The organism is uncultured Salinicola sp., assembly GCF_937921195.1.
Taxonomy (GTDB): Bacteria; Pseudomonadota; Gammaproteobacteria; order Pseudomonadales; family Halomonadaceae; genus Salinicola.
Genome location: NZ_CALFQK010000172.1, coordinates 35,912 through 58,871 on the forward strand (window position 1 = coordinate 35,912; position 22,960 = coordinate 58,871).

Sequence of the window (22,960 nt, forward strand, 5' to 3'; positions counted from 1 at the left end):
AGAATGGATGTCTGATGATGTCGGTGCCCGCCTGCGGGCTCTGAGAACCCTACGCGGCATTTCCCAGCGGGAGCTGGCCAAGCGCTGCGGTGTCACGCATTCGAGCCTGTCGCTGATCGAGCAGGGCAAGGTCAGCCCCTCCGTCAGTTCGCTGAAGAAGATCCTCGATGCCATCCCCATGAGCGTGGGGGATTTCTTCACCATGGACCTGGAGAACCGCAACCAGGTCTTCTACGGCGCCGACGAGCTGACGGACGTCGGCAGCGGTGACGTGATCTACAAGCTGGTGGGCGCCAACCGCGATGCGCGGGCATTGTCGTTCATGATCGAGACCTACCCGGCCGGCAGCGATACCGGGCGCGAGATGATCGCGCACCAGGGAGAGGAGGCCGGGGTGATTCTCGACGGCGAGATCGAGATCACCATCGGTGCCCAGACACGGCTGCTGGTGGCAGGCGAGGCGTACTACTTCAACACCAACATACCGCACCGCTTCCGCAATCCCGGCAAGTCGGCCTGCCGTCTGGTCAGCTGCGCCACGCCCGCCAAGACGTTCTGATCGCTCGTGGCAGCCTGCCACGAGCGGCTCGGTTCATGACGGCTTCACGGCGATAGCGACATCCAGACACTCTTGAGCTCGGAGTACTCCTCCAGCGAGTGGTGCGACTTGTCGCGCCCGTTGCCGGACTGCTTGACGCCGCCGAAGGGTACGGTCTGGTCGCCGCCGGCCCAGTTGTTGACGAAGACCTGGCCGGAGTGAAGGCGTCGCGTGACCCGCATGATGCGATCGATGTCCTGGCTCCAGAAGCCAGCCGCCAGCCCATAGTCGCTGTCGTTGGCCATCGCGATCGCCTCCTCTTCGGTATCGAAGCCGAATACCGAAAGCACCGGGCCGAAGATCTCCTCCCGGCCGATGACCATGTCGTCGGTGACACCGTCAAAGACGGTGGGGCCGATGAACAGGCCCGGCCCGTCGAGCGACTTGCCGCCCATGCGCAGCCGCGCCCCTTCTTCCACGCCCTGGCGGATATAGTCCAGCACCCGCTCGTACTGCGTACGGTCGACGATGGCGCCCATGAAGCTGTCGGGATCCAGCGGATCGCCCGGCTGCATCGATTCGGCGGCGGCGAGCAGCTTGTCGACGAAGGCGTCGCGCACGCTGTTTTCCACCAGCAGGCGGGATCCGGCGATGCAGACCTCCCCCTGGTTGTAGAAGATCGCCTCGGCGGCGTGGCGGGCCACCCGGTCCAGATCCTGGCAGTCGGCGAAGACGATGTTCGGGCTCTTGCCGCCACATTCGAGGTACACCCGCTTCAGATTGGATTGCCCGGCATACTGCAGCAGCTGCTTGCCGACGCCGGTCGAGCCGGTGAAGGCGAGGCAGTTGACCTCCATGGAGAGTGCCAAGGCCTTGCCGACGGTGTGGCCGAAGCCCGGCAGCACCTGGAAGACGCCGCTCGGCAGGCCCGCCTCTCGCGCCAGCGAGGCCAGGTACAGGGCGGAGAGCGGTGACTTCTCGGAGGGCTTGAGAATGACGCTGTTACCCGCGGCGAGGGCGGGGCCGATCTTCCAGGCCGTCATCATCAGCGGGAAATTCCACGGCACGATGGCGGCGACGACCCCCAGCGGTTCGCGCAGCACCAGCGCAAGGGTATCGTCGCCGGTCGGTGCCACTTCGCCGTAGAGCTTGTCGATCGACTCGGCCTGATGGCGAATGCAGCCGATGGCGCCGCTGACATCGCTCTGGGCGCTGTTGATCGGCTTGCCCATGTCCAGCGTGTCGAGCAGGGCCAGCGTATCGCGATGGCTCTCCATCAGCGTGGCCAGGCGCAGCATGAGGAGCTTGCGCTCGGTAGGCGCCAGCCGGGCCCAGTCACCGCGCTCGAACGCCGCGCGGGCCACGGTCACGGCCTTGTCGGCGTCGGCGGCATCGCAGCTCGCCACGTCGGCCAGGGTGTCTCCCGTCGCGGGGTTGATCGTGGCGAAGGTCTCGCCGCTTGCGGCCGCCACGAACTCGTCGTCGATGAAGGCGCGTGTCTCCAGATTGGCGGTAACGGCGGCGGCTCTGGCCTGCCAGTCGGCCAGCGTTGGTGTCAGGCTCATGTGAATGTCTCCTTCGTTGCCGAAATGGTGGCCCCTCGGGCCTGCAGCCGGCGTGCCGTTTCATCCAGTGCGGCGGTCGCCAGCGCGATCAGCTCGTCGATCTGCGCCTCGGTGATGACCAGCGGGGGGGAGATGATCATCGTGTCACCCACGGAGCGCATGACCAGCCCGAGCTCGAAACAGACGTCTCGACAGGTCTCGCCGGCCTTGAGGGATTTGTCGAAACGCGCGCCGGTGGCGCCATCGGCCACGATCTCGAGCGCGCCGATCAGCCCCAGCGAGCGTGCCTCGCCAATGAGCGGATGTCGTTCGAGCGCCTTCCAGTGCTTCGCCAGATACGGCCCCGTCACCTGGCGCACCTGCTCGATAACCCCTTCGGCTGCCATCAGCCTGAGGTTCTCGAGTGCAACGGCGGCACAGGCAGGATGCCCGGAGTAGGTGAAGCCGTGATGGAATTCGCCGCCGTCGTCGATCAGCACCCGGGCGACACGATCGCCGACCAGTACGCCACCGATCGGCAGATAGCCTGATGACAAGCCTTTGGCGACCGACATCAAATCCGGTTCGAGACCGTAGTGGACGCTGCCGAACCACTCGCCCAGGCGACCAAAGCCACAGATGACCTCATCCATGACCAGCAGAATGTCGTAGCGCGACAGCACCTCCTTGATCGCCGGCCAGTAACTCTCCGGCGGGATGATTGCGCCTCCCGCGCCCTGCACCGGCTCGGCGATGAAGGCCGCGACCTTGTCCGGCCCCAGCGCCTGAATGCGCGCCTCCAGGTCGTCGGCGCAGACCCTGCCGAACGCTTCGGGCGACATCTCCCGCCCCTCGTCGAACCAGTAAGGCTGGCGGATATGGGCGATGCCCGGCACGCAGGGCCCGCCCTGGGCCTGCATCGGCGCCATGCCGCCCAGGCTCATGCCGGCCACCGTCGAGCCGTGATAGGCGTTGTCGCGGCCGATGACCCACTGCTTGTCGGGCTGACCCTTGAGCGCCCAGTAGCGGCGCACCATGCGTAACACCGTGTCGTTGGCCTCGGAGCCGGAGCCGGTGAAGAACACGCGGTTGATAGGGCCCGGCGCCAGGCCGCAGAGGACTTCGGCCAGCTCGGCCGCCGGCGGGTGGGTCGTCTTGAAGAAGCTGTTGTAGTAGGGCAGCTGCTGCAACTGCCGGGTAGCGGCATCGACCAGCTCCTGGCGGCCGTAGCCCAGGTTGACGCACCACAGCCCCGCCATCGCATCCAGGATCTGCCGGCCTTCGTCGTCCTCGATATAGACGCCGTGGGCACCGGTGATGAGGCGACTGCCTTCGTTACCCAGTGCCTTGAAGTCGGTGAAAGGGTGCAGGTAGTGATCGCGGTCGAGCGCCTTGAGTCTTGCCGCGTCTGACGGTGTCATTGGCGTGGTTCTCATCGTGAAAGCATCTCTAGCGTGCGTTCAGGTGGCATCGCCACGGCAGGCGCTGGCAAACCCCTCGAAGATAGCGGCGTAGAGAGGATGCTCTCTCGGCTGCCACTCGGGGTGCCATTGCACCGCCAGGGTGAAGTTCGGCGCATCGATCACCGACACCGCCTCGATGAGGCCATCCGGGGCAACCGCCTCGACGCGCAGGCCTTCACCCAGACGATCGATGCCTTGTTGATGCAGCGAGTTGACGCTGGCTCGGGGTTCCTGGAAGAGCGCTGCCAGCCGACCGCCGGGTCGAATGTCGAGCGAGTGGGTCGGCGAGTACTGTTCCGACCTGTCGCCCTCCGGCTCGCGATGATCGAGTTTGCCTTCCACTTTCTGGACAGCCTGATAGAGGGTCCCGCCGAACGCGACGTTGAACTCCTGGAAGCCACGACAGATGCCGAGCAAGGGTAGGCAACGCTCGAGCGCCAGGGGAATCCATGTCATTGCCGCCGAATCACGGTCACGATCTTCTCGCGTATTCTCGGCAATGCGGTTGGCACCGTAGCGATCCGGTAGGACGTTGGTGTAGCTCCCCGTCAGCACCAGACCGTCGAGGCGGTCCAGCAGCGCCCCGGCGGCACACGTCTCCACGTCCTCCCATACCGGGAGCATGACCGGCTCCAGCCCATAGTCGCGGAGGGTACGCACGTACTTGTCGGTGACCATGTGGGCGGGGTGGCCCTCCACGATGCGGCGGCAGGCAATGACGCCAACCAGAGGTCGAATGGCCATGGAGCCTCCTGTGTCATGACGGGTGTTATGTTTTGCTCAACATACCGGGGTTCATATTTCTTGCCAAGCCAAAGTGGTCATGATGGCCGCAAGTTAATATTAAATATATGTTTTAAAAGAGTTTATTGTAATTTCTGTCTGCTTTTTCATTTCTTTCATCAGCCATTTGGCGTAAATAATTTGACAACAATCGGCCTCGACGAAAAGATATCGACGATCAAGACAAACGTTCACAGGTGACATCATGTCCACCCTTGCCGCCGACGAGGCGCGTGATTTTCTCGCCCTTCACCCCGAAATAGACAGCATCGACTTGCTGTTGAGCGATCTCAACGGGGTCATGCGAGGTAAGCGTATCCCTCGCGGCAATCTCGAAAAGGTCTATCGGGATGGCGTCAGCCTGCCTGGATCGGTCTTTGCGCTCGATATCACCGGAAACACGGTGGAGGAGACCGGGCTCGGCCTCGAGACCGGTGATGGCGACCAAATCTGTCGGTCCATTCCCGGCACCCTCATGCCCACGCCTTGGCTACGCGGGGGAAAGCAGGCGCAGCTGCTGATGGATATGCGTGACGATGAGGGCGGCCCCTTCTTTGCCGATCCGCGTAACGTGCTCGCCCGTCAGATCCGACGCCTGGCGGAGCTCGGATGCAGGGCGGTCGTGGCTCTCGAGCTCGAATTCTACCTGATCGACCGCTCTCGCGATGACCTTGGCATGGCTCAGCCGCCGCGGTCGCCGGCCACCGGTGAACGTGCCACCGAAAGCCAGCTCTACTCGATCAGCGAGCTCGACGAGTACGCCGATTTCCTGGAAGACATTCAGGCGGCGGCGGAAGTTCAGCGATTGCCGCTGGATACCGCGCTCAAGGAGTGCGCACCGGGTCAGTTCGAGATCAACCTCATCCACACCGATGATGTGCTGCATGCCTGCGACAGTGCCGTCCTGCTCAAGCGCCTGATCAAGGGCGTGGCGCTCCGACACGGCTTCGAGGCCACGTTCATGGCCAAGCCTTACGGCGGTCAGGCCGGCAATGGCATGCACGTGCACATGAGCCTGCTCGACGAGTCGGGCCGAAACGTCTTTGCCGCCGAGAACGAGAATCCGCTGGGGACCGAGACCCTGCGGCATGCGATCGGCGGGCTCATGACCATGATGCCGGCATCGATGGCGCTGTTCGCGCCCAATCTCAACTCTTTCCGGCGCTTTCAGCCGGGCCTTTACGTACCCATGACGCCCACCTGGGGTTACGACAACCGTTCGGTGGCGCTGCGCATCCCCTCCGGCAACAACGCGGCGCGCCGGATCGAGCACCGGGTCGCCGGTGCCGATGCCAATCCCTATCTGGTGCTCGCGACGCTGCTGGCCTCCGTGATCCATGGCATCACCCAGCAGGTCTCGCCGGGGGAAGCCGTCACCGGCAACGCTTACGAGCAGTTCGCGCCGACATTGACCAACAGCTGGTCACAATCGCTGGACGTGCTCGAAGCCTCGGACGTGCTGAACGCCGCGCTCGGCGCCGACTTCCTGAAGGTGTTCCTCGCCAATCGCCGCTCCGAACGCGAGGCGGCAATGCAGGCGGTCAGTCGGCTCGAGTACGACTGGTATCTGCGTCACGTCTGATCGCGACCGCTTTTTTCACTGCTACAGGGCCTCGAGATGATAATCACAACTTTCCCTGGTGTTTCCGTTCCCGTCGAGTCTTGCAGGGGGCGTTGACGTTTCGAGATCGATCTTCGCGTGGTCTTTGGCGCTGCCTTCAGATCCCCAGTTTGTCACGAGTCTCGTAGTACCAGGCGCCCATTGCCGACAGCGGCACACGCAGTAGCCTGCCGCCCGGAAAGGGCAGGTGGGGCAAGCCGGCGAAGGCATCGAACCGCTCGTCGCGCCCGGTCATCACCTCGCTGATCAGGCGGCCAGCGAGATGCGTGCAGGTGACACCGTGCCCGGAATAGCCCTGGGCGTAATAGACGTTGTCGTTGATGACGCCGAACTGCGGCAGCCGATTCAGTGTCATCAGGAAGTTGCCGCTCCAGGCATAGTCGACCCTGACGTCCTTGAGCTGCGGGAATGTCTTGAGCATCTTGGGACGAATGACCGCTTCGATATTGGCTGGGCCTTCGTTGCCGTAGTTGACTCCGCCGCCGTAGATCAGCCGGTTGTCGCGAGTCAGGCGATAGTAGTCGAGCAGATAATTGCAGTCCTCGACGGCGATGTCATTGGGCAGCAATGTGCGAGCGAGATCTTCCCCGAGGGGTTCGGTAGCGATGATCTGGGTACCGCAGGGCATGGACTTGCCTTCGAGTGCCGGCATGACGCCGCTCATGTAGGCATTGCCGGCCATGACGACGCGATCGGCATGAACCCAGCCATCCGCCGTTTTCACGGTTACCGTCTGGCCATGAACGAGACTGACCACGGGGCTGTGTTCGAAAATCTTGCCACCGAGCGATTCGAAGGCCGCGGCTTCCCCCAGCACCAGATTGAGCGGGTGGAGGTGGCCGCCCGAGTGGTCGACCAGTGCGCCGGTGTAGCGGTCGCTGCCGATTTCACGCCGGTAGGCTTTACCCTCCAGCAGCTCGAGCTGGTCGTGGCCGTAACGCCGCCATAGCGCCTGGTGTGCCTTGAGGCCGTGGAGCTGTCGGGCGTTGCAGGCGGCGAAGAGGTTGCGCTCGCGGAGATCGCACTCGATGTCGTAGCTCGCGATGCGTTCACGAATGATGCGGTTGCCCTCGAACGCCATGTCGCCCAGTGCGCGAGCCGTCTCGGCGCCGTACTTGTCCTCGATCACGTCCATGTCGCGGCTGTAGCTGTTGACGATCTGTCCGCCATTGCGTCCGGAGGCGCCATAACCGACGCGAGCCGCTTCCAGTACGACGACGTCAAGCCCTTTTTCGGCCAGATGCAGCGCGGCGGAGATACCGGTGAAGCCGGCGCCGACGATGCATACGTCACAATGGATCTCGCCGCGCAATGGTTGGCGTGCGGGGCTGGAATTGGCCGATGCGGCATACCAGGACGCAGCATGAGACAGGGTGGCTCCGGTGTGCTTGACCCCTTGGCGCGTGGGCATGACAGACTCCGTATTGGTTATTTTATTCAACACTTTATGCCTATTCTACGGAGACGAAGGGCCTGAATCCAATGCAGATGGCGTGGTATATTTGCCACCTGTCGAGAAAAGCGGCGGTTGACGGCTTCCGCCGCCAACCGCCGTTCGGTGACCCGTTCCGGTACTCGCGCCGCTAGCGAGATCGGGCTTCCGACCACAACTGCTGCAGCAGCTGCAACTGCTCGCCGTCGACGGAGGGCGTCAGCGACAGCCGGGAGCGGGTGTCGGCATCGGGCATCACCGGTGGCTCGCGAAGTTCGGCGGACAGCATCGGTTGTGCCGCGGCGTTGGGCGAGGTGTACAGGTTGTAATTGGAAAGCTGGGCCGCGACGTCGGGGCGCAGCAGATATTCGATGAAGCGGCGTGCGTTGTCCGGATGCGGTGCCCGGGCCGGGATGGCCATCACGTCCACCCAGCGCTGCGAGCCTTCCCTGGGCACGAAAAAGCCGATATTGCCGTAGAGCTCCGGGTCTTCGCTCTGCTTGCCGGCCAGGTCGCCGTTGTAGGCAATGCCGGCGTGGATCACGCCGCTGGCGATCTGTTCGATGGTCGCGGTGGCGTCGACGAAGCCGACGAAATTGTCTCGCTCACGGGTGGCGACCACCAGCTTGGCGGCCTCGACCCAAGGGGCCTGGCCGACGCAATCGAACCCTTCGCCGAGATAGGCACAGATGGTCGAGAAGGTGAACTGGGCATCGCCCTTGAGCAGCGCAAAGGGGTAGTCGGCGTTGACGGCGGGATCGTACAGCAGTCCCCAGCTAGGATCCGGGTCGGGGAAGGTGTCGGTATTGTAGACGATGCCGGTCACACCCCACTGATACGGCACGGTGTAGATGTCCTCCGGGTCGTAGGCCGGGTGGCGGAAATCCGACATGATATTGTCGATGCCCTGCAGCGCTTGGCCTTGCTGCGATTGACCTTCCGGGACGAGTGGCTGGATCAGCTTCGCCCCGATGAGACGCGGCACGAAGTAGTCCGAGGGGATGACGATATCGTACTGGGCGTCGCCGCCGGCGTTCAGCTTGGCCAGCATCTCGGCGTTGGAGTTGTAGTAGTTCTGAACCACGTCGATGCCGGTTTCGGCCTCGAAGTCGGCGATGATCCCGGGATCCATGTAGTCGGTCCAGTTGAACAGGTTCAACTGTTTTTCCTGATCGTCGGCCATGGCGCCGCTGCCTATCATGCCGGCTGCGATCGCGATCACCCAGTTCGCGTATTTCATGATATTCCCCTGGTGTCCTGGAGACTTAGGTTCTCCCACCGCACTTCTCGCCTGGCGGTGTTCATACGCGCAGCAGCAGGTGCTCGCGCTCCCACGAACTGATCACGCGGAAGTAGGCGCGGTGTTCGGCGCGTTTGACCGCGAGATAGCTGTTGGTGAAACGTTCCCCGAGGATGTCGGCCAGTTCGGGACATTCCCGCAGCCGGTCCAGGGCCGGGCTGATGTCGTCCGGCAGCTTGCTGCCACTGGACCAGGCCGAGCCGACCATCGGCGGGCGCGGTTCCAACTGGCCGACCATGCCGAGATAGCCGCAGGCCAGCGAGGCCGCCAGTACCAGGTAGGGGTTGGCGTCGGCGCCGCCGAGGCGGTTCTCGACCCGGGTGGCGGCGGGCGAGGAGACCGGCACGCGCAGACCCACGGTGCGGTTGTCCATTCCCCAGTCGACGTTGACCGGCGCGGAACCGCTTGCCTCGTGGCGCATCAGCCGGCGGTAGGAGTTGACGTTGGGGGCCAGCAGCGGCATCGCTGCGGGCAGGTACCGTTGAAGACCACCGATGAAATGGTGGAACAGGGTGCTGGTGTGGCCCTCTTCACCGGCGAACAGGTTGTTGCCCTGGGCGTCGACCAGGCTCTGGTGAATGTGCATCGAGCTGCCCGGCTCGTTGGCCATCGGCTTGGCCATGAACGTGGCGTACATGCCGTGGCGCAGCGCGGTTTCCCGCAGCACACGCTTGAACATGACCACCTGATCGGCCAGCGCCAGCGGATTGCCGTGCTGGAAGTTGACCTCCATCTGGCCGGCGCCCTCTTCATGGATCAGCGTGTCCAGGTCGAGATGCATCGCCTCGCAGTAGTCGTACATCTCTTCGAACAGCGGATCGAACTCGTTGACCGCATCGATGGAGAACGACTGACGGCTGCTCTCCTGGCGTCCGGTACGACCGATCGGCGGCTCCAGCGGGTAGTCTGAGTCGGTATTGGTCTTGACCAGGTAGAACTCGACCTCGGGGGCGACCACCGGGCGCCAGCCGCGCTGTTCGTAGAGTTCCAGAACGCGCTTGAGTACGTGGCGGGGCGAAAGATCGACCGGCTCGCCGGTGAGGTAGTAGCAGTCGTGAATGATCTGCGCGGTGGGGTCTTCGGCCCAGGGCACCAGGAAGGCGGCGTTGGGGTCGGGCACCAGCTCCATGTCCCGCTCGGCGGGATTCCAGAAGCGGATGTCCTCGTCGTCGGGATAACCGCCGGTGACGGTCTGGATGAAGATCGAGTCCGGCAATCTTGGCAGCCCGCCATCGAGGTACTTGCTGGCGGGCATGATCTTGCCCTTGAGGATGCCGGTGAGATCGGTAACCAGGCATTCGACCTCGGTGATGCCGTGCTGATGGAACCAGTCTTTGAGCGCTGGTGTTTCCTGACGGTGACCCATGTGAGCGTTCCGTGTGGTGATGGGTTGCCCGGACGTGGCCAGCGGCCGTGCCGGGCAGTGAGATCGGGAAACGGCGCCTCTACCGGGCCTGCACTTCCGACCACAGTTGCTGAAAGGTCTGCAGCTTCTCGCCCTCGAGGCTCGGGGTGAAACGCAGCACTTTCATCTCCTCGTCGGTGGGCTGGGCCGGCGGTTGCCTCAGTGCCTCTTCCAGATAGGGTTCGGCGGCGGCGTTGGGGCTGGCGTAGTAGTTGTAGTTGGAGAGCTGGGCGCCGATCTTGGCGTCGAGAATGAAGTCGATGAACTTGTGGGCCAGATCCGGATGGGGTGCCTGGGACGGAATCATCATCGAGTCGACCCACATCTCGGCGCCTTCCTTGGGGATCATGAAGTCGAGGTGCGCGAAGGTCTCCGGATCCTCGCTCTTGTACAGCAGGTAGTCGCCGTTATAGGACATGCCGACATGGGTCACGCCGCGCGCGAGCTGCTGCAGCGCCGGGGTGCCGTCGGAGAAGCCGGAAAAGTTGTCGCGATGCTTGGTCTCGATCATCAGCTTGGCGGCGTCGCGCCAGCTGTCGAGGTCGTCGCAGTCGTAGGCTTTGCCCAGCGACGCGCAGGCAGCGCCCATGGCGACCTGGCCGTCGCCCATGATCGCGAAGGGGTAGTCGGCGTTGACCTCGGGATCGAACATCAGCGACCAACTGCGAGGCGCGTCCGGGAAGGTATCGGTGTTATAGACGATGCCGGTCGTGCCCCACTGATACGGCGCCGAATAGGTGGAGCCTGGATCGAAACTCGGATCCTGGAACTGCGCCTTCACGTTGGCGAAATTGGGCAGCTTCGAGCGATCGAGCTTCTGTACCAGGCCGGTCTGGATCAGGCGCGGGACGTAGTAGTTCGAGGGCACGATGATGTCGTACTGGGAGGCCCCGCCGGCATTGAGCTTGGCGAACATCTCCGGCAGCGAGTTGTAGTAGTTCTGCACCACCTCGACGTCGTACTTCTGCTCGAACGCCGTGATGATCCCCGGGTCCATGTACTCGGTCCAGTTGAACAGGTAGAGCTTGTCGTCCGCGGCCTGGGCCTGGCTGACCAGCAGCAGGCTGCAGAAAGCGGCGGTGATGGCACGGGTGACGGGCTTTGACATCGGTTCTTCTCCTTGTTGTTCGACGGCTTTTCTTGACAGTTTTCCGAGCGGGCCCGACGCGGGGCTGGCGCTCAGACCTTGCGTTGGCGATTGAATACGAGACTGATCATGGCGGCCAGGGCCACCGCGCCGATCATCAAGGTGGCAATGGCATTGATCTCTGGTGTAACGCCTTTCTTGATCGCGCTCCAGATGTAGATCGGCAGCGTGGCACTCTCCGGCCCGGCGGTGAAGAAGCTGATCACGAAATCGTCCACCGACAGCGTGAACGACAGGAAAAACGCCGAGATCAGCGCCGGCTTGAGGGTCGGCAGCATGAAGTGAATGACCCGCTTCAACGGCGTGGCATAGAGATCCTTGGCCGCTTCGAACAGGCTCGGATCGAGCCCGACGAAGCGCGAGTAGACGATCAGCGCGACGAACGGGATCTGGAAGGTCACGTGGGCGATGACCATGGTCCCGAGCCCCGGCTGCAGCAGTCCGGTCAGGCGGTGGAACTGGACGAAGAACGCCATCTCGGAGATGCCGAAGACGATGTCCGGCAGCACGATGGGCAGGTAGATCAGCACGATCAGCCAGCCGAGCTTGCGATGGCGATGCCGGTACATGCCGTAGCCGATCAGGCAGCCGATGGCGAGCGCGATGACGGAGGAACAGATCGCCAGAATCAACGTGTTACCGAATGCCTCGATGATCTGCTCGTTGCCCAGCAGCTGGTGATACCAGCGCAGCGAGAACCCGGTCAATCGAGCGGCGCTGTTGGCGGCATTGAACGAGAACAGTACCACCACCGCCAGCGGCAGGTAGAGGAAGATCAGCGTCAGCCACCAGAACGCCGTCAGGGCTCGTCTCAAAGAGCTACGCTTGAGTGTGCGCTTTCTCATATCACCACCTCCTCGCCGCCGCCGAGGCGCTTGCCGATGCGGCGCATCGCGAACAGGCCGATGAAGGTCGCGATCAGCATCAGGATCGCGCCGGCGGCGCCCAGCGGCCAGTTCGAACCGCCGGAGAACTGGGTCGCCACCAGGTTGCCGAGCATCATCGCCTTGCCGCCGCCGAGAAGCTCCGGAATCACGTACATGCCGAACGCGGGGATCGCCACCAGCACCACGCCCGCGAGCAGGCCCGGCAGTGTCTGCGGGAAGACGGCGTGCCAGAACGCCCGGACCGGCTTGGCGTAGAGATCCTGCGCCGCTTCGACCTGGGCAGTGTCGAGCTTCTCGAAGGCGGCGTAGAGCGGCAGCACCATGAACGGCAGGAAGTTGTAGACGAGACCCAGTGTCACCGCGAAGTTGGAGGGATAGAGCCCCATGTTGGGCGAGATCAGGCCCATCATCTCGGCGAGGTTGGAGAGCGGCGTACCCGGCGCCAGCAGGTTCATCCAGCCGAAGGTGCGAATCACCTGATTGGTCCAGGACGGCACTACCACCAGCAGCAACATGATCGGACGCCACCGCGCCCGGCAGGTGGTGATGTAATAGGCGATGGGGTAGGCGACCAGCACCACCAGTCCGGTGGCGACGACGGTCTGCCACAGCGAGCGCAGCAGGGTGTAGAGATTGCCCGGGCTCCAGCCCAGAAAGCCGACGCCCGCCAGTTGCTCGAACGAATTCAGCGACAGCGGCAACTGCGGCAGCCCGTAGGGGCCGTTGGTCATGAATGCCACGGCCATCAGATAGATGCTCGGCAGTACCAGGAACACGATGATCCAGGCTGCGCCCGGGGTCACCGTAAACAGCAGGTGGCGGGTTTCGCTGACCACCGCATGGCGTCGCGAGGGTGTCTGCAGCATGTCGCTTCTCCTCAGGCCGCGACGCGGACCAGATCTTCCGGGCAGAGACCGATCGTCACCCGGTCGCCGACATCGTGCATGCGCTGGCCCAGGTTGCCGGCCACTGCCGTCAGGGGATGATCATTGACGGTCAGGCGGTATTCGATGCGGCTGCCGCGATAGAGCCGCTCTTCGACCGTGCCCTCGAGCCGGTTGTAGTCCGCGGGAATGTCGCCGCCCAGCTCCAGCGTCTCGGGGCGGATCAGCAGCCAGCCGTCGGGGGCGTCGCGCTGCTCGGCGGGGTCCAACTGCAGGCGTCCCAGCCCGGTGTCCACCCAGTTGTCCTCGCTGGCGGTGATGGCGAACAGGTTGTCGTGCCCCATGAAGCGGGCGACGAAGGCGTTGGCCGGATGCTCGTAGACTTCGCGGGGAGTGCCCACCTGCTGGATGATGCCGCTGTCGAGCACCGCGATGCGATCCGACATCACCATGGCCTCGTCCTGGTCGTGGGTGACGAACACGAAGGTCATGCCCAGGCGCTTCTGCAGGCGTTGCAGCTCGACCTGCAGCTGGCCCCGCAGGCCGGCATCCAGGGCTGACAGCGGTTCGTCCAGCAGCAGCACGTCGGGCTCGCAGACCAGCGCCCGGGCCAGGGCGATGCGCTGCTTCTGGCCTCCCGATAGCTGGTCGACGCGGCGCTCGACCAGCGGGCCGAGCTTGATGAATTCGGCCACCTCCGCCACCTTGCGGTTGCGCTCGGCGGCCGGTTCGCCACGCATGCGCAGGCCGAACGCCAGGTTGTCGCGCACGGAGAGGTGCGGGAATAGCGCGTAGGACTGGAATACCGTGTTGACGCTGCGCCGGTGTGGCGGCATGTCGATGACGTCCTTGCCGCCGATCGTCAGCTGGCCGTCGTCGGCCTCTTCCAGTCCGGCGAGGATGCGCAGCAGCGTCGTCTTGCCACACCCGGACGGCCCCAGCAGGGTGAAGAACTCGCCGGCCTTGATGTCCAGGTCGACGCCCGCCAGCGCGATGGCGTCGCGTCCGAATTGCTTGCGTAAACCCTGCATCCTGATCGAGGACGCGCCGCGCCTGTCTCTCGACGCCGTATCTGCCACTTCCGCTCGATCGGCGGTGTCCACGGTGTTCGTCAAATCGGTCATTGGGCAGTCCTCGTCGTTCCCGACGCTCGTCACAGCCGGTCGCGCAGCTTGTAGAAATGGGTCGCCAGTACCAGCAGGGGAGTCCGTAGCCACCGCCCCCCCGGAAATGTCCGGTGGGGCATGGCGGAAAAGAGGTCGAAGCGCTCGCTTTGCCCGGCAATGGTCTCGGCCAGCAGCTTGCCGGCCAGCCCCGCCAACGCCATACCGTGGCCGGAGTAGCCCTGGGCATAAAAGACATTGGGCGCCAGCCGGCCGAAGTCCGGCGCGCGATTCATCGTGATGGCCACGTCTCCCCCCCAGCGATATTCGATATCGATCTCCTTCAACACCGGGAACAGGCGCCGTATCTTGGCGTCGGTGCGCGCCTCCAGACCTTGCGGCGGGCGGCCGTCGTAACTCCCCTCCCCGCCGTAGATCAGGCGCCGGTCTCTCGACAGGCGATAGTAGTCGAGTACGAAGTTGGCATCCGACAAGGCGTCGTTTCTCGGGAGCACCTGAGCGGCCTGCTGCTCGGTCATGGGCGCGGTGGCGATCATGTAGTTGGCCGCTTTCATGATGCGCCCGCTCATTTCGGGCACCAGCCTGTCCCCGTAGGCGTTGGTGGCGATCACGACGTGATCGGCAGTGACGCGGCCGCGTTCGGTGACGACGTTGGCCTGCTGGCCGTGCTGGATATCGACCACGGGGCTGAACTGATGAAGGATCGCGCCGGCCCGTTGAGCGGCCCGGGCCAGACCGAGCGTGTAGTTGAGCGGATGCAGGTGGCCCGCTTCGCGCTCCCAGAGCGCCGCCGGGTAGGCATCGGTGACGACGTGTTCGCGCAGTGCGTCGCCTTCCCGCCACTCGAGCCCGTGATAGTCGAAGTCGCGGGCCATTCGCTCCTGCGACTCCCTGAGCCCGACGACATGGCGAGGTTTGACCGCCGCGTGAAGGTAGCCCCAGGACAGGTCGCAGGGGATCTGGTGATGCTCGACGAGGTGGGCAGTCAGCCTGACGGCTTCACGGCTCATTTCCCAGATATCGCGGGCGGCCGATAGCCCCAAGGCCTTCTCGACGGTGTGTATGTCGGTGCCCAGGCCAGGCAGTATCTGCCCGCCGCTACGTCCAGAGGCCCCATGACCCACGTCCAGTGCTTCGAGCAGGATGACCCGATATCCCCGCTGGGCCAGGTGCAGTGCGGTGGAACAGCCGGTGACGCCTGCGCCGATCACGCAGACATCGGTGCGATGATCGCCCTCCAGCGGAAGCGCTGGCTCCAGCTCGACGGCGATGGAGTCCCGATACCAGGAGGAGGTTGTCGCCGACGACGAATAAACTGTCATAGGATGTCCGTCTTGGGTTGCGCGCTGCGCTTGTAATTGTTGATTCTGCCATGTCGAAGAGTGACGTGACCCGCTCAGTGTGTCACCAGCTCCGTGGTGGATGTCAACTATTTAATAACACTCTTCTTGGCCGGAAGACACAAGTCTCGGCAGGACGCGCAGCCTCTTTTTGCTGAGCTCTATGACGCCCGAAAACGGTGCTGAAACGCGATTTTTCGCCTTTTAATGCCTGATTTTTCGCGATCTTGCAACTGATGCTGGCGCCGGCCGACCCCCTCCGACAGCGAGGGGGACATCAAAAAATATCAGTGGAGTAGTGGAATAATCGACAGCCGGGCCTGAGTCAGGCAGCCGACGAAGGGCATCGGCTGCCGTGTCGTGATCGGCAGGAGCGAGATCGTGTCGCAGCGCCGTCAAACCGAGGGGTGATCGAGCTCCGGGAGTTTGATGGGTCAAGAGCCCGCTTTCAGACTCTCCTCGTCGATGCCGTAGGTGTTCGGCACGAACCAGCCCACGTCGCGTAGACCCCTCTCCACCTGATCCTCCACCTGCAACAGGTGGGCAAAGATCGCCATGCGCATCGGAATGCCGTTGTCGGTCTGGCGGAAGATCGCCAGGCGCGGATCGCCGTTGAGATCGGTGCTGAGGTCGTTGGCGCCGGGGCGGCTATCCCGGGGCAGCGGATGCATGACGATGGTGGTCGGCGAGCAGCGGCGGTCGAGGAAGCCGCGATCGACGACGAAATCCGAGGTCAGCTCGGCGAAGCTCTCCGACATCTCCGCGGTGAAGCGCTCGCGCTGGATGCGGGTGGCGTAGATCACGTCGACGTCGTCGAACGACTCGGCCAGGTTGGGCCGTGTCTCGATGCGGTGGCCGCGAGAGGCCACCAGATCGACCAGATGCTGGGGCATCTCCAGCCCCGGCGGCGACACCAGGGTGATGCGCAGCGGATCGTAGAGCGACAGCAGCTTGATCAGCGAGTGCACCGTGCGTCCGTACTTGAGATCCCCGGTCAGCAGCAGATGCGCCCCCGCCAGCGGCTTGCCCAGCCGCGCGAACTCCTTGGTGATGGTGTAGACGTCCAGCAGCGCCTGGCTCGGGTGCTCGCCCGGGCCGTCACCGCCGTTGATCACCGGCACCTGGGTCGCCTCGGCGAACTCCGCCACCGAGCCCTGCTCCGGGTGGCGCATGACGATGGCGTCGACGTAACCGCCCATCACCCGGCTGGTGTCGTAGAGCGATTCGCCCTTCGCCATCGACGAGAAGGTGAAGCCGGTGGTGTCGCAGACACTGCCGCCGAGGCGGCAGAAGGCGGCGTTGAAGCTGATCCGGGTTCGGGTGCTGGCCTCGAAGAACAGGTTGCCGAGCACCGCGCCTTCGAGCACGCGGGTCACCTTGCGGCGCTGGGCGATCGGCTCCATGCGCTCGGCGATGCGGATCAGGTGGTCGACGGCATCGCGGGAGAGCGAATCGACGGAGAGCAGGTGCGAAGGCATCGGGAAACCTCTTTGGCGGGCAAGTGTGACAGCGCATGCGGCGGCGATAGTGTAGCGCCGCTGGCGGCTCGCTTCACGCCCGGAAAGGCGCGATGCCGCGGGTCCGCCGCAAGGGGCGACAAGGCGGATGGGTGGCGATGGCGGCGGGAGCCGTTTTTAACCTGGGTTAATGATTGATACCGAGGTTTGGAAGAATCCCGCCAGGCTCTCTATGCTGGGGAGGCGTCGCGGTGATTCATGGGAGGATGCCGCGACGGCCGGACAGATTCATTCGATTCGTTCAGGAGGGAGCCGGAATGTCAGAATCGCATTTTCCACCACAGCATCAGACCCATCAGCCGGGTGACGAGCACGACATGCGCCCCGAGCCGGAGTTCATTCGCGACGACTATCGCGGTACCGACAAGCTCGAGGGCAAGGTGGCGATCATCACCGGCGGTGACAGCGGCATCGGTCGCGCCGTCGCCGTCCACTACGCCCGCGAGGGCGCCGATTGCGCCGTGGTCTACCTCGACGAGGATCGTGACGCCGAAGACACCCAGGCGCTGATCGAAGCCGAGGGCCGGCGCTGCCTGTTGCTCAGGGGCGACGTCGCCGATTCCGCATTCTGTCGCGACGTGGTCGAGCGCACGCGGCGGGAGCTGGGCGGCCTCAATATCCTGGTCAACAATGCCGCCGAGCAGCACGACTGGGACGATGTGACCGAGATCACCGACGAGCAGCTGCAGCGCACCTTCGCCACCAATATCTTCAGCCACTTCTACCTGGTGCGCGAGGCGGTGCCGCATCTGAGCGCTGGCGATACCATCATTGCCACGTCGTCCGTCAACGCCTTCAAGGGCAACGACACCCTGATCGATTACTCAGCGACCAAGGGCGCGATCCAGGGATTCGTGCGCTCGCTGGCGCAATCGCTGGTGGATCGCGAGATCCGCGTCAACGCGGTAGCGCCGGGGCCAGTGTGGACGCCGCTGATCCCGGCCAGCTTCGACGACGACAAGGTCGAGGGCTTCGGTGGGCAGGTGCCGATGAAGCGCGCCGGGCAGCCCAGCGAGATGGGGCCGGCCTACGTCTATTTGGCCAGCAAGGAGTCTTCCTACATGACCGGACAGACTATCCATCTGAATGGCGGGGTGATCCTGAATACTTGAGGAAACACTGCATAAATGTCTGCGCAGGCGAATCGGCTTCGTTGCGCGGTGCTGGAGCGCCAGCCCGGTCGAATCCTCACATATACCCCAATATGCTCCGGTTGCTGCGCTCCGTGCGCCTTGCGCTTCATCCTGCTCGACAATTTATTCAGCGTTTCCAAACGAAACATGCCTGCGCTGGGGCGTTTCGGGCCCAACGCCTACGCTGGCGGTTCGGTGGGGGTCTTGCCGCCGATCTTGGCGGTGATCTCGCGGGCGGTCTCCGCGACCAGGGCGGCGAGTTCGGGCAGGCGGGAATCGTCGATCCGGGCCACCGGGCCGGAGACCGAGATCGCCGCCAGCGGCAGGCCGCTCTCGTCATGCAGGGTGGCCGCGACGCAGTTGAGGCCGATGGCATGCTCTTCGCGATCGACGGCGTAGCCCTGTCGACGGATCTCGACCAGTTGGTCGCGTAGCGTACCGACGTCGGTCAGCGTATTGGGCGTTTCGCCCTCCAGCACGCGGCCGGCGACGATCTGCTCGAACTCCTGGGGCGGCATCCACGCCAGCAGCGCCTTGCCGACACCGGAAGCGTGCAGCGGCGCCCGCGAGCCGAGCCGGGTGATCATGCGCATCATCTGTTTCGATTCGCTCTGGGCCAGGTAGACCACCATGCCGTCGTCGCGGATGCCGAGGTTGGCGGTTTCACCACTGCTGGCGGTGAGCCGGCGCAGGAAGGGGCGGGCGGTGGCGACGAAATCCCTCGCTTCGAGAAAGCTGTTGCCGATGCGGAAGGTCTTGACGTCGATCTTCCACAGTCCGCTCTCGACGTCCTGGGTGATGAAGCCCTGCTGGAACAGGGCCTGCAGCAGGCGATGCGTGGTCGAGGGGGCCAGTCCGACGTCCTCGGCGACGTCGGACAGGGCCAGCCCGTCCGGAGTCGCCGCCAGCATCTCGAGGATGTTCAGGCCCCGCACCAGCGACTGACTGTGCCCGCCGCTGCTCTTGGCGCCGCCCGCGGGCCGGCCGACGGCCCTGCGTTTGGATTCCGCTGCCCGATTGTGCTGCTGTTCGGTCGCCCGATGCCGCTGCTGTTCAGTCGCCCGATGCCGCTGCTGTTCGGTCGCCCGATGCCGCTCTTCGTCCGTCACCCGTCGCCGCTCTCGTGTCCGCCCATATCAGGCGCTCAGGATAACCGCTCGATCCCGTGGTGTCTGCGCGCTATCGGCTACGACTTTCGGTCGCGCGCTGTTCCAGCCGCAGTCGCGCAATCCGGTGGATCTGCTCGATGGCGGTCCGGCGCTCCTGTTCCCGGGTATGGTTAAGGCGAGTCTCGAAAGCTGCCAGAATCGCGTGGCGGTCGAGCCCGCGCACGGCGATGACGAACGGGAAGTCGAACCGATCGCGATAGGCCTGGTTGAGCCGCTCGAAACGCGCGAACTCCTCCGGGGTGCACTGGTCCAGTCCGGCGCCGGCCTGTTCCGAGCGGGAGTCGTCGGTCAGCTCGCCGCCGATCGCTGCCTTGCCAGCCAGGTCGGGATGGGCCCGGATCAGTACCAGCTGTGCCTCGGCCGAGGCCGCGTCGACCTGCTTACGCAGCCGTTCGGCCAGTCCGGCGGGCGTGTCCTGGGCTGCGTCGAGACCCTGCTCCCAGGCCTGCGCCGCGATCCAGGGCGAGTGCTCGTAGATATCGCCATAGCGATCGATGAATGCGTCGCGCGCCAGTTGGCTGGGCCTGGGCGTGAGAAGTACCGTTGTCATGAGGCCTCCGATTGACCTTTGTATACAAACCAACTTGAATGAGGCTAACGCTTCGTACGCCCGGCAATCCACCGATTTCGGGCGATCCCGCATCCGACCGAGGCCACCATGAGCGATACAGCCAAAGGCTATCTGACCACCCACGTGCTGGACACGGCGCGCGGTCGCCCTGCCGGCGACCTGCGCATCGAACTCTATCGGCTGGAGGGCGGGACTCGCCTGCGCCTGGCCGATGTGGCCACCAACGCCGATGGCCGCTGCGAGGCGCCGCTGCTGGAAGGCGACGACTTCACCGCCGGGGTCTACGAACTCCTTTTCCACGCCGGCGACTATTTACGGGCCGGCCACACATCCGGCTTACCTGCCGGCCAGTCGGCCGCCGGGCATTTTCTCGACCGGATCCCACTGCAGTTCACGGTCGACGCGCCGAACGAGCACTATCATGTGCCGCTGCTGCTCTCTCCCTACGGTTATTCGACGTACCGGGGTAGCTGATGACCACGACCCTGATCCGCAATGCCGAGCTGATCGCGACCTTCGACGACGACGCGCGCGAGCTGCGCGATGCCAGCATTCTCGTCAGCGGCGACCGCATCGTCGCCATCGGCTCGGCGCAGGAGGTCGCGGCCGAGCTCGAGGCGCCGGCCGACAGGGTCATCGATGCCAGCGGCCAGGTGCTGCTGCCGGGGCTGGTCAACACGCACCATCACTTCTACCAGACCCTGACGCGCAACCTGCCGGCGGGGCAGAACGCCGAGCTGTTCGACTGGCTGTTGACCCACTATCCGATCTGGGCGCGACTCGACCCGGAATCGCTCCACGCCAGCAGCCAGATCGCCGCGGCGGAGCTGCTGCTCTCCGGCTGCACCACGGCGGCGGATCACACCTACCTGTGGCCCAACGGCGCACGTATCGACGACCAGATCGCGGCGGTCTCCGAGCTCGGCCTGCGCTTCCATGCCTCGCGGGGCTCGATGTCGGTGGGTGAGTCCCAGGGTGGGCTGCCGCCGGACAGCGTGGTCGAAACCGAACAGGCAATCCTCGACGATACCCAGCGCGCCATCGAGCGCTATCACGACGCCGCCGAGCGGGCGATGACCCGTATCGTGGTGGCGCCCTGCTCGCCGTTCTCGGTTTCCCGCGAATTGATGGTCGCAAGCGCCGAGCTGGCCCGTCACTACGGGGTGCATCTGCATACCCACCTGGCCGAAACCCGCGACGAGGAAGCCTACTGTCGCGAGCGCTTCGGCTGCACGCCGGTGGAGTATGCCGAGCAGGTCGGCTGGGTCGGCAGCGATGTCTGGTTCGCCCACATGGTGCACCCGCATGCCGACGAGATCGCGCGCCTCGGCGGCCACTGCTGCGGCGCGGCGCACTGTCCCAGTTCCAACATGCGTCTCGGTTCCGGTATTGCGCCGGTGATGGCCATGCACCAGGCCGGCATGCGGGTCGGCCTCGGCGTCGATGGCAGCGCCTCCAACGATGGCTCGCACCTGCTGGCGGAGGCGCGCCAGGCGATGCTGCTGGGCCGGCTCCAGGGCGACATGGACGAATTCACCGCGCGCCGGATGCTGTGGTTCGCCACCCGTGGCGGCGCCGCGGTGCTGGGCCGGGACGATATCGGCCAGCTCGCGGTGGGCAAGGCCGCCGATATCATCGGCTTCCGGCTGGACTCGCTGGCCCTGGCCGGTGGCGCGCTGCACGACCCGCTGGCATCGCTGGTGTTCTGCCAGCCGCCGCAGGTCGAGTTGTCGATCGTCAACGGTGTACGTCGTGTCGAAAGCGGCCAGCTGCTGGGCCACGACCTCGATGCCATGGTGGCGAGGCACAACGCCAGCGCCAGACGGCTGGTCTCGGGTTGAGCCCCTGCGCCGGGCGGCTGTCATCTGGCGGCGGGCCGTATACAATCGATGACGGAGTGGATCATCGATGCGACCGGCGCTGGGTGGGGCGAACGACAATGGCAAAAAGCGCGAACGCAGCGAGCGGGTCTGCCGAGGCGAAACGCAACCGCGGGGCGGGCAAGGCGGGGGACGGCGCCGAGCGCCATGAAACGATCTATCAGCAGATTCGCGAGGCGATCGTCGAGCACCGGCTCAAGCCGGGGGCACGCCTGCGCGAGGATGCGCTGGCGGAGGTGTTCGGCGTCAGCCGTACCGGCATCCGCAAGATTCTGCAGCGCCTGGCGCTCGAGTACTTGGTCACGCTGACCCCTCGGCGTGGCGCCAGCGTCAGCCGGCCGACCATCGAGGAAGCGCGGGATGTCTTTGCCGCGCGCCAACTGGTCGAGTGCCAGTTGATGCCGTGGGTCGCACGGCGGCTGAAACCGGCGGATGCCAGGGTCCTGCGCGAGCTGGCGACGAGCGAGCGCCAGGCCCTGCGCGCCGGCGAGCAGAGTCGGGCGATCCAGCTCTCCGCCCAGTTCCACCAGCGCCTGGCCGAGCTCTCCGGCAATACGCCGCTGGCGGAATTCGTCGAACGGCTCTGCTCGCGCTCGTCGCTGATCCTGGCCGTCTACGGCGCCTCCGGGCATCTGGGCTGCGAATCCCACGACCACGACGAGCTGGTGACGCTGCTGGAAGCCGGCAGGGAGGAGCGCGCCGTCGCCTTCATGCAGCGCCACTTGAAGGCGATCGAGGCGTCGCTGTCGATCGAGGAAAGCACCGACGAAGCGCCGGATCTGCGGCAGATCTTTGGCTGATGCGCTGAGCGGATTCGACTACACGCCCCAGTCGGCGAAGCGCCCGCTGAACGGCTTGGGCCGCGGAAAGGCGAGATCGCCGTGCTTGCTGGTGCCCAGGCCCAGCGAGACCAGCGACTCCGCCAGTTTCACCGCGGCGCTGACGCCTTCGATCACCGGCATCTGCAGGTCATGGGTGAGGCGCTCGGTGAGGTCCGCCATGCCGCCGCAGCCGAGCACGATGGCGCCGATGCCGTCCTCTTCCCTGGCTCGCTGGCACTCTTCCAGCAGCGCCTGGTAGGCGTTGCCCGCCGGGTTCTCCAGCTCCAGCACCGGCAGGTCGGTGGCACGGACGCGCCGGCAGTGATGGCGGAATCCATACTGGTCGAGCAGATGCTCCGCGATGATCGCGGTACGGGCCAGCGTGGTCACCACCGAGAAGC

The 22,960-nt window shown here is 64.8% G+C and carries 21 protein-coding genes; 6 read left to right on the forward strand and 15 right to left on the reverse strand.

Annotated features, from left to right (window positions below; translation table 11 throughout):
* Positions 1 to 7: 7 nt before the first annotated feature.
* The gene (locus Q0602_RS20815) at positions 8 to 559 is read left to right on the forward strand and encodes a cupin domain-containing protein (protein WP_298847646.1); all 552 of its coding nucleotides are present in this window, start codon (positions 8 to 10) and stop codon (positions 557 to 559) included.
* A 44-nt stretch (positions 560 to 603) separates the two neighbouring features.
* Here the strand turns inward: Q0602_RS20815 and Q0602_RS20820 are convergent, their stop codons facing one another.
* The 3 genes from Q0602_RS20820 to Q0602_RS20830 are packed head-to-tail and all read right to left on the reverse strand — an operon-like array spanning position 604 to position 4,289.
* The gene (locus Q0602_RS20820) at positions 604 to 2,103 is read right to left on the reverse strand and encodes an aldehyde dehydrogenase (RefSeq protein WP_298847647.1); all 1,500 of its coding nucleotides are present in this window, start codon (positions 2,101 to 2,103) and stop codon (positions 604 to 606) included.
* Complete coding sequence (locus Q0602_RS20825) at positions 2,100 to 3,503, reverse strand: aspartate aminotransferase family protein (protein WP_298847648.1); 1,404 nt, start codon at positions 3,501 to 3,503, stop codon at positions 2,100 to 2,102. Before Q0602_RS20825 ends, Q0602_RS20820 begins: the two co-directional genes overlap by 4 nt.
* A 39-nt stretch (positions 3,504 to 3,542) precedes the next feature.
* Entirely contained in the window at positions 3,543 to 4,289 is a 747-nt protein-coding gene (locus Q0602_RS20830; RefSeq protein WP_149436181.1) for a gamma-glutamyl-gamma-aminobutyrate hydrolase family protein, read from the reverse strand.
* Positions 4,290 to 4,533: 244 nt separating this feature from the next.
* On the opposite strand from Q0602_RS20830, the gene Q0602_RS20835 reads away from it, so the two are divergent.
* Entirely contained in the window at positions 4,534 to 5,910 is a 1,377-nt protein-coding gene (locus tag Q0602_RS20835; protein WP_298847669.1) for a glutamine synthetase family protein, read from the forward strand.
* Between the two features lie 136 nt (positions 5,911 to 6,046).
* Here the strand turns inward: Q0602_RS20835 and Q0602_RS20840 are convergent, their stop codons facing one another.
* The 9 genes from Q0602_RS20840 to Q0602_RS20880 form a co-directional block, all read right to left on the reverse strand.
* Entirely contained in the window at positions 6,047 to 7,360 is a 1,314-nt protein-coding gene (locus Q0602_RS20840) for an FAD-binding oxidoreductase (protein WP_298847671.1), read from the reverse strand.
* Positions 7,361 to 7,532: 172 nt separating this feature from the next.
* Positions 7,533 to 8,621 (reverse strand): spermidine/putrescine ABC transporter substrate-binding protein, encoded by a 1,089-nt coding sequence (locus tag Q0602_RS20845; protein ID WP_298847672.1) that lies wholly within the window; start codon positions 8,619 to 8,621, stop codon positions 7,533 to 7,535.
* 61 nt (positions 8,622 to 8,682) lie between these two features.
* Positions 8,683 to 10,047, reverse strand: a complete 1,365-nt coding sequence (locus tag Q0602_RS20850; protein WP_295035800.1) for a glutamine synthetase family protein — start codon at positions 10,045 to 10,047, stop codon at positions 8,683 to 8,685.
* 79 nt (positions 10,048 to 10,126) lie between these two features.
* Positions 10,127 to 11,194 (reverse strand): PotD/PotF family extracellular solute-binding protein, encoded by a 1,068-nt coding sequence (locus tag Q0602_RS20855; RefSeq protein WP_298847674.1) that lies wholly within the window; start codon positions 11,192 to 11,194, stop codon positions 10,127 to 10,129.
* Between the two features lie 71 nt (positions 11,195 to 11,265).
* Positions 11,266 to 12,078 (reverse strand): ABC transporter permease, encoded by an 813-nt coding sequence (locus tag Q0602_RS20860; RefSeq protein WP_298847676.1) that lies wholly within the window; start codon positions 12,076 to 12,078, stop codon positions 11,266 to 11,268.
* Positions 12,075 to 12,986, reverse strand: coding sequence for an ABC transporter permease (locus Q0602_RS20865; RefSeq protein ID WP_298847678.1), 912 nt, complete (start codon positions 12,984 to 12,986; stop codon positions 12,075 to 12,077). Before Q0602_RS20865 ends, Q0602_RS20860 begins: the two co-directional genes overlap by 4 nt.
* Before the next feature lie 11 nt (positions 12,987 to 12,997).
* Positions 12,998 to 14,128, reverse strand: coding sequence for an ABC transporter ATP-binding protein (locus Q0602_RS20870; RefSeq protein ID WP_298847680.1), 1,131 nt, complete (start codon positions 14,126 to 14,128; stop codon positions 12,998 to 13,000).
* A gap of 29 nt (positions 14,129 to 14,157) precedes the next feature.
* Positions 14,158 to 15,450 (reverse strand): FAD-binding oxidoreductase, encoded by a 1,293-nt coding sequence (locus tag Q0602_RS20875; RefSeq protein ID WP_298847682.1) that lies wholly within the window; start codon positions 15,448 to 15,450, stop codon positions 14,158 to 14,160.
* Between the two features lie 452 nt (positions 15,451 to 15,902).
* Positions 15,903 to 17,075, reverse strand: a complete 1,173-nt coding sequence (locus Q0602_RS20880; RefSeq protein ID WP_298847702.1) for an aspartate carbamoyltransferase — start codon at positions 17,073 to 17,075, stop codon at positions 15,903 to 15,905.
* Between the two features lie 167 nt (positions 17,076 to 17,242).
* Between Q0602_RS20880 and Q0602_RS20885 the strand changes: the two genes are divergently transcribed.
* Positions 17,243 to 18,097 carry an SDR family oxidoreductase gene (locus Q0602_RS20885; protein ID WP_298847684.1) on the forward strand — a complete coding sequence of 285 codons (855 nt, stop codon included), beginning with the start codon at positions 17,243 to 17,245 and terminating at the stop codon, positions 18,095 to 18,097.
* A 200-nt stretch (positions 18,098 to 18,297) separates the two neighbouring features.
* Here Q0602_RS20885 and Q0602_RS20890 read toward each other — a convergent pair whose 3' ends face one another.
* Together Q0602_RS20890 and uraD are read right to left on the reverse strand one after the other, a co-directional pair.
* The gene (locus Q0602_RS20890) at positions 18,298 to 19,227 is read right to left on the reverse strand and encodes an IclR family transcriptional regulator (RefSeq protein WP_298847686.1); all 930 of its coding nucleotides are present in this window, start codon (positions 19,225 to 19,227) and stop codon (positions 18,298 to 18,300) included.
* 70 nt (positions 19,228 to 19,297) lie between these two features.
* The gene (gene uraD, locus Q0602_RS20895; protein ID WP_298847688.1) at positions 19,298 to 19,837 is read right to left on the reverse strand and encodes a 2-oxo-4-hydroxy-4-carboxy-5-ureidoimidazoline decarboxylase; all 540 of its coding nucleotides are present in this window, start codon (positions 19,835 to 19,837) and stop codon (positions 19,298 to 19,300) included.
* Between the two features lie 108 nt (positions 19,838 to 19,945).
* Here uraD and uraH point away from each other — a divergent pair, with 108 nt between their 5' ends.
* From uraH to Q0602_RS20910, 3 genes are all read left to right on the forward strand, one after another.
* The gene (gene uraH / locus Q0602_RS20900) at positions 19,946 to 20,332 is read left to right on the forward strand and encodes a hydroxyisourate hydrolase (RefSeq protein WP_298847690.1); all 387 of its coding nucleotides are present in this window, start codon (positions 19,946 to 19,948) and stop codon (positions 20,330 to 20,332) included.
* Positions 20,332 to 21,699 (forward strand): 8-oxoguanine deaminase, encoded by a 1,368-nt coding sequence (locus tag Q0602_RS20905; RefSeq protein WP_298847692.1) that lies wholly within the window; start codon positions 20,332 to 20,334, stop codon positions 21,697 to 21,699. Before uraH ends, Q0602_RS20905 begins: the two co-directional genes overlap by 1 nt.
* A 98-nt stretch (positions 21,700 to 21,797) precedes the next feature.
* A complete protein-coding gene (locus Q0602_RS20910) occupies positions 21,798 to 22,538 on the forward strand; it encodes a GntR family transcriptional regulator (protein WP_298847694.1) in 741 nt (246 codons plus the stop codon).
* An 18-nt stretch (positions 22,539 to 22,556) separates the two neighbouring features.
* Here Q0602_RS20910 and Q0602_RS20915 read toward each other — a convergent pair.
* Positions 22,557 to 22,960, reverse strand: a 404-nt coding sequence (locus tag Q0602_RS20915) for an aspartate/glutamate racemase family protein (protein ID WP_298847696.1), incomplete at its 5' end; no start/stop codon positions are given.